This window comes from Burkholderia sp. TSV86 (assembly GCF_001522865.1).
In the GTDB taxonomy this organism is placed as follows: domain Bacteria; phylum Pseudomonadota; class Gammaproteobacteria; order Burkholderiales; family Burkholderiaceae; genus Burkholderia.
This window is the reverse complement of record NZ_LOWB01000021.1, coordinates 1-15,119: the sequence shown is the minus strand read 5'-3', so window position 1 is coordinate 15,119 and position 15,119 is coordinate 1. Positions and strand designations below refer to the sequence as shown.

Genomic DNA, 15,119 nt, shown 5'->3' with positions numbered 1-15,119 from the left:
CAGGCCCTGGAGGAGACACCGGCATGGATTTCGATTATTCCCCCGCCGACGACGCGTTCCGCGCCGACATCCGCGCATGGCTCGAGGCGAATCTGCCTCGCGAGCTGCGAGCGAAAGTTCTTGATCACAAGCGTTTGAATCGCGAAGACTACGCGAATTGGCACCGGCTGCTCGGCGCGCGCGGCTGGTCCGCGCCTGCGTGGCCGGTCGAATATGGCGGCCCGGGCTGGAATGCGATCGAGCGTCATATCTGGGAAGAGGAGTGCGCGCGGATCGGCGCGCCGCCCGTGCTGCCGTTCGGCGTGTCGATGGTCGCGCCGGTGCTGATGAAGTACGGCAGCGAAGCGCAGAAGCGTCATTATCTGCCGCGCATCCTCGACGGCACCGATTGGTGGTGCCAGGGCTATTCGGAGCCCGGCTCGGGCTCGGATCTCGCGTCGCTGCGCACGCGCGCCGAGCGTCACGGCGATCACTACATCGTCAACGGCCAGAAAACCTGGACAACGCTCGGCCAGTACGCGGATATGATGTTCTGCCTCGTGCGCACCGATCCCGCCGCGAAGAAACAGGAAGGGATCTCGTTTCTGCTGATCGACATGAAGACGCCTGGCATCACCGTGCGGCCGATCATCACGCTCGACGAGGATCACGAGGTCAATGAAGTGTTTTTCGAGGACGTGAAGGTGCCACTCGATAATCTCGTCGGCGACGAGAATCGCGGCTGGACCTACGCGAAGTATCTGCTCGGGCACGAGCGCACCGGGATCGCGCGCGTCGGCGCGTCCAAACGCGAACTCGCATTCCTGAAGCAGCTCGCGTCACGCGAGCGCAAGAACGGCCGGCCGTTGATCGACGATCCGGTGTTTGCCGCAAGAATTGCCGCGCTCGAAATCGAACTGATGGCGCTCGAGGTGACGGTGCTGCGTGTGGTCAGCAGCGAAGCGAGCGGGCGCGGGCCGGGGCAGGAGGCGTCGATGCTGAAGATCAAGGGCACCGAGATCCAGCAGGGGCTGACCGAGTTGATGGTCGATGCGATCGGCCCGCTTGCCGCGCCGTTCGACGTGCCGTTTCTTGACGGAGAGCGCGAGCGCAGCGTCGTCGACGACGCTGCCGCGGCGCCGCTCGCCGCGTATTACTTCAACTATCGCAAGACGTCGATTTACGGCGGCTCGAACGAGATCCAGAAAAACATCATCGCGCAGATGATGCTTGGATTGTGAGCATGGGATGAGGGCGGCGCCGGCGCTGAACGCCTGCGGCGTTGCATCGTCGGGCCAGACCGGGTGCGAACGCGCCAGCGCCGGACCAATATCCGGTCGGCTGCGTTGCATGCGGCGGGACCAGGTGCTAGAGGCGCTGATGCCGGCCGACATAGGAGACAAGTGATGAATTTCACTTTCAGCGAAGAGCAGCAGCAATTCGGCGACGCACTGCGCCGTTATCTTACCGAGCGCTACGATTTCGACGCACGGCGCGCGATCATTCACTCGGAGGCCGGCGTATCCGCCGGCCAGTGGCGTGCGCTCGCCGAACTCGGCTTGACCGCGCTGCCGGTGCCGCAAGCGCACGGCGGCTTCGGCGGCGATGCCGTTTATATGCTGGTCGCGATGCGGGAATTGGGGCGCGCGCTCGTCGTCGAGCCGTATTGGGCGACGGCGGTCGGCATCGAGGCGTTGCGCATCGCGGGCTCGGGTGGCGCGGCGGACGCCGCGCTGCTCGAACGGGTTGCGCAAGGCGACGCGAAGCTCGCGGTCGCATTTCACGAACCGCGTGCGCGCTACGACCTGTTCGCGATCGAAACGAGCGCGCGGCCGCACGGCGATGCGTTCGCGTTGAGCGGCGTGAAATCCGTGGTGACGCACGGCGCGCAAGCGGACGTGCTGATCGTGCCAGCGCGGCTGCCTGACGGCGCGCTCGGCCTGTTCGCGATCGAGCGCGGCGCGGCGGGCGTCGACGTGACCGATTACCGGACGATCGACGGCCAGCGCGCGGCGACGATCCGTTTGTCGAGCGCGCCGGCCCGTGCGCTCGCGGGCGGCACGCCCAGCGAGGCCGCATGGGAGCAGATTGCCGATTACGGCACTGTGCTGCTATGCGCCGAGGCGCTCGGCGCGCTCGATGCGCTCAATCACGCGACGCTCGATTACACGAAGACGCGAGAACAATTTGGTGGACCGATTGCGCGCTTTCAAGCGCTCCAGCATCGGATGGTCGACATGCTGATCCATGCCGAGCAGGCTCGCTCGCTCACCTACCTGGCCGCCGTGCGCTATGCGAGCCGCGACGCGAACGAGCGCCGCCGCGCGGTGTCGGCGGCAAAGGCGCGGCTCGGGCAGGCGGCGCGTTTCATCGGCCAGCAGGCCGTGCAGTTGCACGGCGGCATGGGCGTCACTGATGAAGTCGCGGCCGCGCATTGGTTCAAGCGGCTGTCAATCATCGAAACGACCCTCGGCGACGTCGATCATCACGTTGCACGCTTTGCTTCGCTGCCGGATTTTACGGCGCCGCACGCTGCTTGAGCGCGGCGCGGATCACTCACTTTGACGGAGACGTTTGATGGGCATCAGCTATGAAGATCTGATAGTGGGCAGCGCGACCGAAGTCGGCAAGCACACGTTTACCGCCGACGAGATCGTGACGTTCGCGCAGGCCTACGATCCGCAGCCTTTTCATCTCGACGAGGCGGCGGCAAAGGCGTCGATGTTCGGCGGATTGGTCGCGAGCGGCTGGCACACCTGCTCGGTGTTCATGGGAATGCTCGTGCGCAACGTGCTGCAAGGCTCGACGAGCATGGGCTCGCCCGGCATCGACGAAATCCGCTGGCTAAAGCCGGTGCGCGTCGGCGACACGATCACGATGTACAACAAGATATTGGATAAGCGGGTGTCGGCGAGCCGCCCGGATCGCGGGATCGTGTCGACCGAATGGGAAGGCGTCAACGAGCGCGGCGAGACGGTGATCACGGTGCGCTCGAAGGTGCTGTTCGGGTTGCGCGAACCGAAGGGGCAAGCATGATGGCCGATGTGACGCAAGAAGAGCAAGCGGCGCTGCCGACGATTGCGTCGGCGCAGGCGCTGCGCGATCTCGTCGGCGCGGCGCCGTTCGTCAGTGATTGGTGTGTTGTTGACCAGCCGCGCGTCGATGGCTTTGCCGAGGCGACCGACGATCGCCAATGGATTCACATCGATCCTGAGCGTGCGCGGCGCGAGTCGCCGTTCGGCGGCCCGGTCGCGCATGGTTTCTTGACGCTGTCGCTGATTCCGGCGCTGATGTCCCGCACGATCCGTTTCGCCGAGCGCATGAGCGTGAACTACGGACTCAATCGCGTGCGCTTCGTGCGGCCGGTGCCGGTCGGCTCGCGCGTGCGGGCGCGCTTCGGGGTGAAGGATACGACCGACGGCACGCAGGGCAGCGTGCGCGTGACATGGTCGATATCGGTCGAAATCGAGCATCCGGAGAAACAGGAGCTGGCATGCGCGATGGAATTCGTCACGCTGCACTTCTTCTGATCGCCGAAGGCTGCGCTGCAGCGGCGGCTCGCATCTCGCCGGCCGGAACGGCGCTGGAGAGCGCCGGCAGCGTGCTCAGCGGCGCGTGTATTGCGTCGCGCCAAACAATATTTCGCGTGCGCGGGCGTCGTCCTGCAGCGGCTTGCGTTCGGACGTCAGCACTTCGACGCCGCGCTGCACCGCGCCGCGAGCGGCGATTGCGTCCTGCCAGCGCTTCACGTTCGGAAAATCCTCGAGCGCGATGCCCTGGTTTTGCCATGAACGCGTCCATGGGTAGGCGGCGATGTCGGCGATCGTGTAGCCGTCGCCCGCGAGGTACGCGGACTGGCCGAGCTGCTTGTCCATCACGCCATACAGGCGCTTCGCTTCATTCGTATAACGGTTGACCGCGTAGTCGATCCGCTCGGGCGCGTAGAGGCGGAAATGGTGGGCTTGGCCGAGCATCGGGCCGATGCCGCCCATCTGAAACATGAGCCATTGCAGCGTTGCATAGCGCGCGACGGGCTCGGACGGCAGGAACTTGCCGGTCTTCTCGGCGAGGTAGATCAGGATCGCGCCCGATTCGAACAGCGAGACCGGCTTGCCGCCGGGGCCGTCATGATCGACGATCGCGGGGATTTTATTGTTCGGGCTGATGTTCAGGAACGCCGGCTTGAACTGGTCGCCCGCGCCGATATCGATCGGGTGCGCGCGATATTCAAGCCCGGTTTCCTCAAGCATGATGTGGATTTTGTGACCGTTCGGCGTGGCCCAGCTATAAACGTCGATCATCGTCGCTCCTCGTTTGCGGTTCGGTCGTCGCGGCTTGGCGGAGCGCCGCGGCACGGACGAGGAAATTAGAGCATAGATCGACGCGCGCCGCAGACGGCGCGCACGCGTTCGGCAACGCGCCCGCGCGCCGCTGGCGCGCCTTGCCGCCGTGCCGTCAATGCGCCTGTTGCGCGTAGCGCCATGCGATCTCGGCGAGCGGCCGTGCGCGCCGGCCCGCATCGAGCGCCTGCGCGCTCGATGCGGTGCCGTCTACCGCGCGTTTCATCACGCCTTGCAGGATCGCCGCGATCCGGAACAGGTTGTACGCGAGATAGAAATTCCAGTTGTCCGGAACCTTCAGGCCGGTGCGCTCACAGTAGCGGGCGACGTAGTGCGCTTCGTCCGGAATGCCGAGCGACGGCAGATCGAGCCCCGCGATTCCACGGAAATGCCCCGGCTCAACGTGCCACGCGATGCAGTGATACGCGAAATCGGCGAGCGGATCGCCGAGCGTCGACAGTTCCCAGTCGAGCACCGCAAGCACGCGCGGCTCGCGCGGCTCGAAGATCAGATTGTCGAGCCGGTAGTCGCCGTGCACGATCGACACGCGCGCGCCATGCCCGGTTTCGGGCGGCAGATGCTGCGGCAGCCAGTCGATCAGCTTGCGCATCGCATCGATCGGCTCGGTTTCCGACGCGAGATATTGCTTGCTCCAGCGCGCGATCTGCCGCTCGAAATAGTTGCCGGCCTTGCCGTAATCAGCGAGGCCGATCGCATGCGGATCGATCGAGTGCAGCGCGGCGATGACCCGGTTCATCTCGTCGTAATGGCGGGCGCGCTCGGCGGGCGTCAGATTCGGCAGCGACGGGTCCCACAGCACGCGGCCTTCGACAAACGCCATCACATAGAACGCGCGGCCAATCACGCTTTCGTCGTCGCAGAGCGCGAGCATCGGTGCAACGGGCACGCCGGTCGCGGCGAGTGCGGCCATCACGCGGTATTCGCGTTCGATCGCGTGTGCGGACGGCAAGAGCTTTGCCGCCGGCGCGGGCTTCGCGCGCAGCACGTAGCTGCGTTGCGGTGTGACGAGCTTGAACGTCGGATTCGACTGACCGCCCTTGAATTGCTCGATGGAAAGCGGCCCGGCGAAGCCGTCGATATGCTCGGCGAGCCACGCGCTCAGCGCATTCACGTCGAAGCGCTGCGCGCCGTCGACCGGGCGGGTGCCTTCGAAGGCGGCATAAACGTTTTGAGCAGAAGTTTGTTCGTTCGAAGCCATCGTTGTCTCCGTGGCGAAATCCGGGTGTGAATATGAGGGCGAACCGATGCGCTTACGCGCGCGTGCCGTGTACGAATTGGTGATAAAGCACTTCCATCGTCGTGTTGCGGCTGTCGCGGTGCAGTGCGTCGGGCGGCGAATAGTTGACGAGCCGCACGACCCAATCATGCTTGCGCTCGCCGACGTCCAGCGCATTGATGCAGCCGGTGTCCTGCGACAACGTGCCGAGGAAGAAGCGGTGTCCGGGCACGATGGCATGCGACAGCAGCGCGCAATTCACGCCGCCGTGCAGCACGAGCAGCGCGGTGCTCCACGACGGGTCCGCCCGCAGCGCGGCGAGCGGTGGCAGCGCGCGGTCGATCAACTCACCGATCGTCTCTCCACCGAGAAATCGGGTGTGCTCCGCGACGATCCCGTCGAGTGCGCTGAGGAACGCGGCTTCCTGCTCGTCGGGGGCAATGTCGGCGAGGTGGCCGCCGCGGATTTCGCGCCACGCAGGCTCGATGCCGATGTCGATCGACTGACCGGTTTCGGCGAGCACGCGCCGCGCGGTTTCCATCGTGCGCGGCAGGCCGCTCGCGATCACGCGGTCGAATTGCACGCGCTGCTCGGCGAACACGCGCCCCGCGGCGGATGCCTGCGCCTGGCCGCGTGCGTTGAGCGGCACGCTGTCCGAATCGAATGGCCGGCCGCGTTCGTCGAAATAGGTGACGTCGCCGTGACGCATCAGGTAAATACGGCGACGCTTGGGTAATTGAAAAGGCATGTCAGGATGCTCGCTTTAGCGTTTGTAGACGGGGGGGCGCTTGTCGAGGAATGCGGTGATGCCTTCGAGCGCATCTGCGTGACGCAGCGATTCGACGAAATGATTCCGCTCGGCGATCAGATGCGCGTCCAGCGGCTGCGCGTGCGCGTCGGCGATCAGCGATTTGATCCGCGCGAGCGCGTTCGGCGACATCCTGCCCAATTCGTCGGCCCATGCGATCGCTTCGTCGCGCGCGGCGCCCGGCCGGCTCAGGCGGTTTACGACGCCGAGCGCGTGCAGCCGGGCGGCGGCGGCCGGCTTGCCTTCGAACATCAGTTCGGCGGCGAGCGCGCGCGGCAGCGCACGAGCGAGAAACCACGAACCGCCACCGTCGGGCGTCAGGCCGACGCGTGCATATGACATCACGAACTTTGCATCGTCGGCAGCAACGAGCAGATCGCACGCGAGCGCGAGCGAGAAGCCCGCGCCCGCCGCTGCGCCTTCGACCGCGGCGATCACCGGTTTCGTCACGGTGGTGAGCGCGGTGATCCATTCGCCGAGCAGATCGATGCTCGCTGCCTGCACGGACGGGTCTTTCGCGCGATTGTCGAGCAGCCGGTTCAGATTACCGCCTGCGCAAAAGAAGCGGTCCGCGCCTGTCAGGACCACCGCGCGGATCGTCGGATCGCGTTCGGCCGTATTGAGCGCTTCGAGGCCGGCGGCGTACATGTCCGGATGCAGCGCGTTGCGCGCGCCGGGATTGGAAAGGGTGAGGACGAGCGTCGATTCGCTTTCGGTCGGGCGCGATGCGAGCAGTTCTGCGCTCATGCGGCAGTCTCCTGGGATGCGGCGGGCATCCGGCTGGCGCGCGACTCACGCGCCGGCCGGTTTAGCCGGCGCTTATGGTGGCGGTTCGAAGCGGTTGCGATGACGCGGTCCGATTCGAGCGTTTTAGAATAACACGGACGTGCTTTTTCGGCGGTGGCCGATCCCGACGCGCGAAGCATATCGCGCGCGGTTTTCCCATGAACAAGGAGTCATCGATGCTCAGGCTCTGTGGTTTTCCGTTGTCCAACTATTACAACAAGGCCAAGTTCGCGCTGCTCGAATACGGTATTCCGTTCGACGAGATGCTCGTCACGACGCCGATCGACGGCGCCGCGAAGCGGGCCGACACGCCGCTTGGCAAGGTACCGTATCTGCAGACGGAACACGGCCCAATCAGCGAGTCGCAGGCGATCGTCGATTATTTGGCGATGCGCTATCCGGAAAAGCGGATTTACCCGGCCGATGCGTATGCGGCGGCGAAGGCGCGCGAGATCACGATCGTGCTTGAGCTATATATCGAATGGTGTGCCCGCGATCTGTTCCCGGAGGCGTTTTTCGGCGTCAAGATCAGCGACGGCACGAAGGCGCGTGTCGAAAAGCGCCTGCCGCATGCGCTTGACGGCTTCAAGCGGCTCGCGTCGTTCTCGCCGTACTTGCTGGGCGACACGTTCAGCGTTGCCGATATTGCCGCGTTCATCCATTTGCCGATCGTCGCGCTTGCGACCAAACCGATCTATGGCCGCGATCTGGTCATCGAAGCGGGAATCGATTGGAAAGCGTATGTCAAGTGCATCGAGGCGCAGCATCCGGCCGCGCGGCGCGTGAGTGCGGATCGCAAGGCTTATGTCGCGGGCCTCGCGAAGCCGGCTTGATTGCTTGAGTGCCGAATGGGGCATGGGCGGCACGAGCGCCGCGCGCGGGATCGGCGCGCTTGCACGCGGCGCGCCGCCGGATCAAACCCGCCCGCCGGATGCGCCGCTTGACGGCTATAAACGACCTAGCCGCTCGAGCGCGAGGGCGAGCGTTTCTTCCCGCTTCGCGAAGCAGAAACGCACGACGCCCGATTCATGCGGCTCATGATAGAACGCGGATACAGGAATCGCGGCAACGCCGATCTCCGCCGTCAGCCATTTTGCGAACTGGGCCTCGGGCAGATCGCTGATCGCCGAATAATCGACGCATTGGAAGTACGTGCCCGCGCACGGCAGCAGCTTGAAACGGGTGTTCGCGAGTCCGGCGCGGAAGAAGTCGCGCTTGTTTTGATAGAACGCGGGTAAGGTCAGATAAGGGGCGGGGTGGCGCAGATAATCGGCCAGACCGTATTGCATCGGCGTGTTGACCGTGAACACGTTGAACTGATGCACCTTGCGGAACTCCGCCGTCAGCGCGGCGGGCGCGGCCACGTAGCCGACCTTCCAGCCCGTCACGTGAAAGGTTTTGCCGAAGCTCGACACGACGAAGCTGCGCGCCGCAAGCTCCGGATAGCGAATGACGCTCTCGTGCCGTGCGCCGTCATAGACCATGTGCTCGTAGACTTCGTCCGACACGATCAGGATGTCGGTGCCGCGCACGATGTCCTCGAGCGCGCGCATGTCGGCTTCACGCCAAATCGTGCCGGTCGGATTGTGCGGCGTGTTGATGATGATCGCGCGCGTTTTGGGCGTGATCGCCGCGGCGAGTTTGTCGAACGGAATCGTGTAATCGGGCGCCTCGAGCGTGACGAAGACCGGCGTGCCGCCGGCGAGCGCGATCGACGGCAGATAGCTGTCGTAGGTCGGCTCGATCACGATCACTTCGTCGCCCGGATGCACCGCGCACAGGATCGCCGTGAGGAGTGCCTGCGTTGCGCCGGCCGTTACCGTGATTTCGGTTGCCGCGTCGTAGCGGCGGCCGTAGAGCTGTTCGGTCTTGTCCGCGATCGCTTCGCGCAGCGGCGCGACGCCCGCCATCGGCGGATACTGGTTATGGGCGCCGCGCATCGCGCGCGCAACCGCATCGACGATCGCCGGATCGCAGTCGAAATCCGGAAAGCCCTGGCCGAGATTCACCGCGCCTTTTTCCGCGGCGAGTGCGCTCATTACAGTGAAGATCGTCGTGCCGACATGGGGTAGGCGGGACGGGAAGGCAGGTGTGTTGGGCATATCGTGCGATGCGTTCATCATGGCTCGTGCGTGCAAGACCGGGCGGAAAGGGCGCTTACGCCGGCTCCGGCGCGCCGGCCGAAAGCGCTCGCGCGGCGAACGATTCGGGCGGCGCGATCCGGAAACCGAAATCGCGTTCGGTGCGGCGCGCGAGTTTCAGCAGCGCGCGATCTTTCGACACGAGCCAGCCAGCGCGCGCCGCGTAAGCGAGTTCGAGGAATTTCTGGTCGTCGCGATCCTTGCATTTGGGCAGCGGCCGCGGCGGCGCGTCGTCCGGCGGCGGAGGCTGCTGCGTATCGGCGGCCGATGCGGCCGAATTCGGGCCGCTCGCTGCGGTGCCGGCGGTTGCCGCTGCGCACGAGCCGCCGCCGTCGCGTGGCCCCGCGACATGCTGCGTCAAGCGCGCGACCGTCGCGAGCGCGGCGGCCTTGTCGACCGCGCGCGCTTTGAACTGAGGGTAATCGAGCACGCGCTCGAGCTCGCCGAGGCAGCGGGCGTCGATGAGCGCGGTGACGGCGCCGGTTTCGAGGGCCGCGCGGATCGGACGGGCGGCGGGGTCGTCGAACACGAGGATATCGATCCACACGTTCGAATCGAGCACCACGCGGCGGCCGTCGCATAAAGCGTCGGGGCTAGGCATTCGTTACAATTGAGGGTTTTCGTTTGATTGCCCGGCATCGCACGGCATGCCAGCAAACCTCTATGATAATCGTTCTGTCTCCCGCGAAATCGCTCGATTACGAAACGCCGCCGCACGTCGCCGACCACACGCTGCCGCAGTTTATCGACGACGCGGCCGAACTGATCGGCGCCCTGCGCCGGCTGTCGCCGCAGCAGATCTCGACGCTGATGAATATTTCCGACCCGCTCGCGCGGCTCAATTTCCAACGCTACGCGGACTGGTCGCGCGCGTCGACGCCGGCGAACGCCAAACAGGCGCTGCTTGCGTTCAACGGCGATGTCTACGAAGGTTTCGACGCCCGTTCGCTGTCGGCGGCCGATCTCGATTACGCGCAACGGCATGTGCGCGTGCTGTCCGGGCTGTACGGGTTGCTGCGGCCGCTCGATCTGTTGCAGCCGTACCGGCTCGAAATGGGCACGCGCTTTGCCAACGCGCGCGGCAAGGATCTGTACGCATTCTGGGGCGAGCGGATCACGCGCGCGCTGAACGCCGAACTCGACAAGCGCGACGCCGCATCGCGCGTGCTGGTCAATTGCGCATCGGCCGAATATTTCAAGGCGGTAAAGCCGAAGCTGCTCGGCGCGCGCGTCGTCACGCCGGTGTTCGAAGACTGGAAAGACGGCCGCTACAAGATCATCAGCTTCTACGCGAAACGCGCGCGCGGATTGATGGCGCGCTATGTCGTCGAAGGGCGGCTCGCGTCGCCCGACGCGCTGACGCGCTTTTCGTCGGAGGGCTATGCGTTCGACGAAGCCGCGTCGAACGACGACACTTATGTATTCCGCCGCCGAGCCGGCGCGTGAAACCGTATGAAATCCGGGCGGCCGTGCGCGGCCGCCGTCACCAGGAGACGCAGCAATGACTCTCTCGATCACGAGCAATTTCGATGCGGGCGCGATCGACGTCCTGTCGTGCGAGCGGGCGGACGCGATCCGGCTGCGCGTGCGCGGCGACAATCATTCCGAGTTCGCGCAATGGTTTTATTTCCGCGTCGCGGGCGCGCGCGGCGAACGCTGCGTGATGACGTTCGAGAATGCGAACGACTGCGCATACCCCGACGGCTGGCGCGACTATCGCGCGGTCGCGAGCTACGACCGGGTCAACTGGTTCCGCGTGCCGACGGCGTATGACGGCCAAACTCTGACGATCGACCACACGCCCGAATTCGACAGCATCTATTACGCGTATTTCGAGCCGTACAGCGAGGAACGCCATTCGGAGTTTCTGGGGGCCGTTCAGCAGATGCCGCAGGCGAACGTCGTCGAGCTGGGCCGCACGCATGACGGGCGGCCGTTGTCGCTTATCGTGCTCGGCACGCCGCAAGAGGATGGCGTCGCGAAAAAGAAAGTCTGGATCATCGCGCGCCAGCATCCGGGCGAATCGATGGCGGAGTGGTTCGTCGAGGGGCTGGTCAAGCGGCTCGTCGGCTGGGGCGACTGGTCGGGCGATCCAGTGGCCCGCAAGCTTTACGATCACGCGACGTTCTATATCGTGCCGAACATGAATCCCGACGGCAGCGTGCGCGGCAATCTGCGCACGAATGCGGTGGGCGCGAACCTGAATCGCGAATGGATGGCGCCCGATGCCGAGCGCAGCCCCGAGGTGCTCGTCGTGCGCGATGCGATCGAAGCCGCAGGTTGCGATCTCTTTTTTGACATCCACGGCGACGAGGCGCTGCCATACGTGTTTGTGGCCGGCTCGGAGATGTTGCCGGGCTTCACCGAACGTCAGCGCGTCGAGCAGCGCGCATTCATCGACGCATTCAAGCGCGCGAGCCCCGACTTCCAGGACGAGCATGGCTATGCGGCCAGCAAGTACAACGAGGAGGCGCTCAAGCTCGCGTCGAAGTACATCGGCAATCGGTTCGGCTGTCTGTCGTTGACGCTCGAGATGCCGTTCAAGGACAACGCGAACCTGCCCGACGGGCATGCCGGCTGGAGCGGTGCGCGTAGTGCGGCGCTCGGTGCGGCGATGTTGACTGCGATTCTCGAGCACGTGCGCACGTTCGCCTGAGCGCTTGCCCGGACGCGATCGACACGCGTCGGCGGAAGAATGCCATGCGCCGACGCATGAAAAAGCCGGAGTGAGCTTGCCGCGCTCCGGCTTTTTTTCGTGAATGGCGACCGGCGCGTCTCATTCGGTTTTATCGGCCGGTCAGGCCGCGGCAGCCGATCATCGTGCCTTGCGGGCCGAATGTTTCTTCACGGCCTTCACCGTCGACGATCGTTTGCCGCTTTTGCCCGATGCCTTTGCTTTACCCTTTCCCTTGCCTTTGCCTGCGTGCTTGTGAAACTTCGCCTTCGATGCTGCCGGCCGCGCGGCGCGCGGTTTCACTGGCGGCGATGGATCGTTCCAGCTGAACGCGAGCATCTGCGTGCCGACGTACCCGCAGCGGAATTTCAGATGCGCGGGCTCGCCGCCGTCGTTACGCATGCCGAGCCCCTCGACCGTTACGACGTTGTCGACTTTCACGCGTTGCTTGCCTTCGTCGAACGAATCGTTCCAAGGGACGATTGTTGCGCTGTCGCTTTCGAATGCGCTCGGCGGGAATTCGACATGATCGAAACTGTTCGACGTGCTTGCAATGAAGTTGCCGTGTGCCGCGCAATCCGCGACGAGCGGATCGGCGTGCATGTCGTTGATGTATTTGTTGACGAGCTCCGCGCGTTGGTCAAGGAGATCGGCGAATGCGGGCGCGGCGAAGGCGAGCGTCAGGCCGGCAATGCAGGCCGTCAACGTGCCGAGCGCGCCAAGGAGGCGTTGCGGGGCGGGGAAGCTGTCCATCTGGGTAGAGATAACGGAGATCGAGACACCAGGCATGTCAGATGCCCGATGAAGAGCAGGGTTCCATCTTAGCGTAATTTTTGAGTGCCGCAGTAGCGCGCTCGGCAGATATCTTTGGCCCCGCGCGCAGATGTGCAACTCGCGGCGGCGCGCTACAGGCGGGGGCCGCCGAGACGGTAGCGGCGCACGTCGGAGGTCGTGACCCAGGCGGGGCGGTAGACGGCGATCAATGCGGTCGCGACGCCGGTGAACCACGCCTCGCCGAGTGTGAGCAGCAGCGCGCTGAGCACATAGCCGGACGGTATGACGACGAACGCGCCGTTGGCGAGCGCGATCTGCACGCCTGCTGCCGCGATCGACACCACGCCCGACGCGACCGCGGGCGATACGATGCCCTGACCGGCGATGAGGGCGGTCAGGTTATGCGGCAGCCGCGTGAGTACCGTGCGCTGCAGCAGTGCCGATGCCGCGACAGGTAGCGCGCCGTAGATCAAATAGGTGAGTCCGACGCCTTGCCAGGTCGCGTCGAATGCGAACGCCGCGATACCGATGACGACGGCCATGGCGATGAGAGATAGAGCCCAATCGAACAGCGTGACGAGCAACGTGGCGCCGAGCAGATGCATGACGAGGCCATCGTCGAGCCATGCGTTGGATGCCCAAAGCACGGTGATCGACGTGATGAGCGCAAGCCATACGTGCTGCAGAGTCGGATCCTGCAGGCGGCCGAACGGGCGTCTCCATGACGCGAGGACGAGCAATCCCACGGCGGCGATCCAGCCACCCACGGCAACCCAGAACGGAAGCGGCGTATAGAGAAAACCCATGTTTTTATATTACTCGTTGAATACAAAAGATGGGAATGGATTCGCGCAACCGCCGGGAAGCGCCGGGTTTACGGGCTATTCATCCGTTTTGTACGGAGCAGGCGGTTCGGCCGCGATGAGAGGTTCGCTGGTTGATTCGTTTTCGGCGGAGAGCGGGTATTTGTGTCGCGTTTTCACGGCGCGCAGCGGTACGGGGCCGGGCGCGCCATGCACCGGCCTTGGCGAGCCTTCGTTCGCGGCCAGCAACACTTCGAGGTGCGGCGGTAGCCAGCCGTTGTAAATGGCGACGGCCGACGCGCGATTGTTCGCGCCCAATTGCTGGAAGATGCTGGCCAAATGAATCTTGACCGTGCCTTCGCTGATGCCGAGCGTGCGCGCAATCATCTTGTTGGTGCTGCCCATGTGAACAAATCGCATGATCTGCGCTTGGCGCGGCGACAGCAAATTGCACGGTGAACGCTTCCTGGCCGGAAGTTGACCGGCCAGCGAATCGGCGCGGCTGTCGCTTACGCGTGTGGATGGCTCTGCGAGATTGAATGCGCTCGGCGGCACGTAGTAGCTGCCGAGCAGCACGATCTCCAATGCGCGCATGATCAGGTGCGGGCGCGTCGAGCGCGGGATGACGCCAAGCACGCCGGCATCAAAAAGCGCTTGAGCCTGCTCAGGCGACGCGTCGTCCGTCAGCGCGGCGACTGGCGTCGGCGAGCACGCTTTGCAAAGCGCATGCAGATCGCCGAGCCGCTCGATGTCCCGCCAATCGATTGCGATCAGGTCGAAACTTTGTTGCTTGATCAGCCGCTGTGCCTGTCGCCAATCTTTTGCATCGTTATAGCCGGCGTGCCGGTCGATTTGCCGCAGCAGGGTTTTCAAGCCGTCGCGCCGTTCCGCGTCCGAATTGAGCACCAGAAACCTCATGTGTATGCCTCCGATTGTCCGATTGATCGAGAAAACGGTGAGTGTCGCCTGCACCATGATGACAAAATACTTACGAAGTGTCGGCCTAGCTGAAAGGTGTAGGAAAAATTCAGACAAACGGGCGAGGTGGAAAAGAGAGGATGGCTTGGGGCGGACTGGGCGGTTCTGAATAAGCCGCCCAGCGGGTACGGCAGCCGTGTTGATGTGCTCGCTTGCCGACGTCGCCTTTATTGGAGCTTTGAGCGGCGCGTTATATTCACGCCTGATCTTCGAATGCGGGGTGGCGTTTTTGTGGGCGCGCGTCCTATGTAGTCGCGCTACAACTGGCGCATGCTGTGCCTGTATCTTTACGCCGAATGCAATTTGCAGTGATGCCCGGATGGGATCGACAAAAACTGGCGGGAAGAACAAAAAAACCAATATCGGATTTTTATCTCGACCAGGATGCGATTGAAGGCATGCAAACTTTTTTTCGATATGGGGTTGCGCGAAGGGCGCGGGCTGACTAGAATCACGCCTCTTTCACGGAAACGGAAACGAGGCGTGAAGGAGGGAAGGAAGCTTGGCCGGCCGATCGAGATGAGCGGGAAGTGATCGGCGGGTTGAGGTAGGAAGTGAGTCCCGAGTGCGCGACGGCGATAAAAAGTTGTTGACGGATG

General features: G+C 64.2%; 16 protein-coding genes. 7 read left to right on the top strand and 9 right to left on the bottom strand.

Translation table 11 applies throughout. The annotated features are described in order from the left end of the window. The first annotated feature begins 23 nt into the window (after positions 1 to 23). From WS68_RS02165 to WS68_RS02150, 4 genes are all read left to right on the top strand, one after another. Positions 24 to 1,220: an acyl-CoA dehydrogenase family protein gene (locus WS68_RS02165; RefSeq protein ID WP_059569244.1), complete on the top strand. Its 1,197-nt coding sequence runs from the start codon at positions 24 to 26 to the stop codon at positions 1,218 to 1,220. Positions 1,221 to 1,385: 165 nt separating this feature from the next. Next, positions 1,386 to 2,519, top strand: a complete 1,134-nt coding sequence (locus WS68_RS02160; protein WP_059569243.1) for an acyl-CoA dehydrogenase family protein — start codon at positions 1,386 to 1,388, stop codon at positions 2,517 to 2,519. Between the two features lie 37 nt (positions 2,520 to 2,556). Then, the gene (locus WS68_RS02155; RefSeq protein ID WP_059569242.1) at positions 2,557 to 3,015 is read left to right on the top strand and encodes a MaoC family dehydratase; all 459 of its coding nucleotides are present in this window, start codon (positions 2,557 to 2,559) and stop codon (positions 3,013 to 3,015) included. After that, the gene (locus WS68_RS02150) at positions 3,015 to 3,509 is read left to right on the top strand and encodes a MaoC family dehydratase (RefSeq protein WP_059569241.1); all 495 of its coding nucleotides are present in this window, start codon (positions 3,015 to 3,017) and stop codon (positions 3,507 to 3,509) included. The genes WS68_RS02155 and WS68_RS02150 overlap by 1 nt, the downstream gene beginning before the upstream one ends. Positions 3,510 to 3,584: 75 nt before the next feature. Here WS68_RS02150 and WS68_RS02145 read toward each other — a convergent pair whose 3' ends face one another. The 4 genes from WS68_RS02145 to WS68_RS02130 form a co-directional block, all read right to left on the bottom strand. Next, positions 3,585 to 4,280: a glutathione binding-like protein gene (locus WS68_RS02145; protein WP_059569552.1), complete on the bottom strand. Its 696-nt coding sequence runs from the start codon at positions 4,278 to 4,280 to the stop codon at positions 3,585 to 3,587. A gap of 154 nt (positions 4,281 to 4,434) precedes the next feature. Further along, complete coding sequence (locus WS68_RS02140) at positions 4,435 to 5,538, bottom strand: phosphotransferase (protein WP_059569240.1); 1,104 nt, start codon at positions 5,536 to 5,538, stop codon at positions 4,435 to 4,437. Between the two features lie 52 nt (positions 5,539 to 5,590). Then, complete coding sequence (locus WS68_RS02135) at positions 5,591 to 6,304, bottom strand: histidine phosphatase family protein (RefSeq protein WP_059569239.1); 714 nt, start codon at positions 6,302 to 6,304, stop codon at positions 5,591 to 5,593. A 15-nt stretch (positions 6,305 to 6,319) separates the two neighbouring features. Then, positions 6,320 to 7,111, bottom strand: coding sequence for an oxepin-CoA hydrolase, alternative type (locus WS68_RS02130; RefSeq protein WP_059569238.1), 792 nt, complete (start codon positions 7,109 to 7,111; stop codon positions 6,320 to 6,322). 215 nt (positions 7,112 to 7,326) lie between these two features. On the opposite strand from WS68_RS02130, the gene WS68_RS02125 reads away from it, so the two are divergent. Next, positions 7,327 to 7,983 carry a glutathione S-transferase family protein gene (locus tag WS68_RS02125; RefSeq protein WP_059569551.1) on the top strand — a complete coding sequence of 219 codons (657 nt, stop codon included), beginning with the start codon at positions 7,327 to 7,329 and terminating at the stop codon, positions 7,981 to 7,983. Between the two features lie 114 nt (positions 7,984 to 8,097). On the opposite strand, the gene WS68_RS02120 is transcribed toward WS68_RS02125, so the two are convergent. Together WS68_RS02120 and WS68_RS02115 are read right to left on the bottom strand one after the other, a co-directional pair. Beyond that, positions 8,098 to 9,270: a pyridoxal phosphate-dependent aminotransferase gene (locus WS68_RS02120; RefSeq protein WP_059569550.1), complete on the bottom strand. Its 1,173-nt coding sequence runs from the start codon at positions 9,268 to 9,270 to the stop codon at positions 8,098 to 8,100. A 37-nt stretch (positions 9,271 to 9,307) separates the two neighbouring features. After that, the gene (locus WS68_RS02115) at positions 9,308 to 9,892 is read right to left on the bottom strand and encodes a PIN domain-containing protein (protein WP_059569237.1); all 585 of its coding nucleotides are present in this window, start codon (positions 9,890 to 9,892) and stop codon (positions 9,308 to 9,310) included. 62 nt (positions 9,893 to 9,954) lie between these two features. Between WS68_RS02115 and yaaA the strand changes: the two genes are divergently transcribed. Together yaaA and WS68_RS02105 are read left to right on the top strand one after the other, a co-directional pair. Next, positions 9,955 to 10,737 (top strand): peroxide stress protein YaaA, encoded by a 783-nt coding sequence (yaaA, locus tag WS68_RS02110; protein ID WP_059569236.1) that lies wholly within the window; start codon positions 9,955 to 9,957, stop codon positions 10,735 to 10,737. Between the two features lie 55 nt (positions 10,738 to 10,792). Further along, the gene (locus tag WS68_RS02105) at positions 10,793 to 11,947 is read left to right on the top strand and encodes a M14 family metallopeptidase (protein ID WP_059569235.1); all 1,155 of its coding nucleotides are present in this window, start codon (positions 10,793 to 10,795) and stop codon (positions 11,945 to 11,947) included. A gap of 159 nt (positions 11,948 to 12,106) precedes the next feature. Here WS68_RS02105 and WS68_RS02100 read toward each other — a convergent pair whose 3' ends face one another. The 3 genes from WS68_RS02100 to WS68_RS02090 all read right to left on the bottom strand — a co-directional run bounded on the left by WS68_RS02100 (position 12,107) and on the right by WS68_RS02090 (position 14,460). Beyond that, positions 12,107 to 12,718, bottom strand: a complete 612-nt coding sequence (locus WS68_RS02100; RefSeq protein WP_059569234.1) for a BspC domain-containing protein — start codon at positions 12,716 to 12,718, stop codon at positions 12,107 to 12,109. Positions 12,719 to 12,870: 152 nt separating this feature from the next. Continuing rightward, on the bottom strand, positions 12,871 to 13,545 hold the full coding sequence (locus tag WS68_RS02095; protein ID WP_059569233.1) for an energy-coupling factor ABC transporter permease: 675 nt from the start codon (positions 13,543 to 13,545) through the stop codon (positions 12,871 to 12,873). Between the two features lie 75 nt (positions 13,546 to 13,620). Then, positions 13,621 to 14,460: a response regulator transcription factor gene (locus WS68_RS02090; RefSeq protein WP_059569549.1), complete on the bottom strand. Its 840-nt coding sequence runs from the start codon at positions 14,458 to 14,460 to the stop codon at positions 13,621 to 13,623. Positions 14,461 to 15,119 lie beyond the last annotated feature (659 nt).

Coding starts and splice junctions, on each gene's coding strand:
- WS68_RS02140 (WP_059569240.1), bottom strand. CDS start 5,538: ATGGCTTCGAACGAACAAACTTCTGCTCAAAACGTTTATGCCGCCTTC.
- WS68_RS02095 (WP_059569233.1), bottom strand. CDS start 13,545: ATGGGTTTTCTCTATACGCCGCTTCCGTTCTGGGTTGCCGTGGGTGGC.
- WS68_RS02090 (WP_059569549.1), bottom strand. CDS start 14,460: ATGAGGTTTCTGGTGCTCAATTCGGACGCGGAACGGCGCGACGGCTTG.
- WS68_RS02125 (WP_059569551.1), top strand. CDS start 7,327: ATGCTCAGGCTCTGTGGTTTTCCGTTGTCCAACTATTACAACAAGGCC.
- WS68_RS02155 (WP_059569242.1), top strand. CDS start 2,557: ATGGGCATCAGCTATGAAGATCTGATAGTGGGCAGCGCGACCGAAGTC.
- WS68_RS02100 (WP_059569234.1), bottom strand. CDS start 12,718: ATGGACAGCTTCCCCGCCCCGCAACGCCTCCTTGGCGCGCTCGGCACG.
- WS68_RS02160 (WP_059569243.1), top strand. CDS start 1,386: ATGAATTTCACTTTCAGCGAAGAGCAGCAGCAATTCGGCGACGCACTG.
- WS68_RS02120 (WP_059569550.1), bottom strand. CDS start 9,270: ATGAACGCATCGCACGATATGCCCAACACACCTGCCTTCCCGTCCCGC.
- WS68_RS02105 (WP_059569235.1), top strand. CDS start 10,793: ATGACTCTCTCGATCACGAGCAATTTCGATGCGGGCGCGATCGACGTC.
- WS68_RS02150 (WP_059569241.1), top strand. CDS start 3,015: ATGGCCGATGTGACGCAAGAAGAGCAAGCGGCGCTGCCGACGATTGCG.
- WS68_RS02145 (WP_059569552.1), bottom strand. CDS start 4,280: ATGATCGACGTTTATAGCTGGGCCACGCCGAACGGTCACAAAATCCAC.
- WS68_RS02165 (WP_059569244.1), top strand. CDS start 24: ATGGATTTCGATTATTCCCCCGCCGACGACGCGTTCCGCGCCGACATC.
- WS68_RS02130 (WP_059569238.1), bottom strand. CDS start 7,111: ATGAGCGCAGAACTGCTCGCATCGCGCCCGACCGAAAGCGAATCGACG.
- WS68_RS02135 (WP_059569239.1), bottom strand. CDS start 6,304: ATGCCTTTTCAATTACCCAAGCGTCGCCGTATTTACCTGATGCGTCAC.
- WS68_RS02115 (WP_059569237.1), bottom strand. CDS start 9,892: ATGCCTAGCCCCGACGCTTTATGCGACGGCCGCCGCGTGGTGCTCGAT.
- yaaA (WP_059569236.1), top strand. CDS start 9,955: ATGATAATCGTTCTGTCTCCCGCGAAATCGCTCGATTACGAAACGCCG.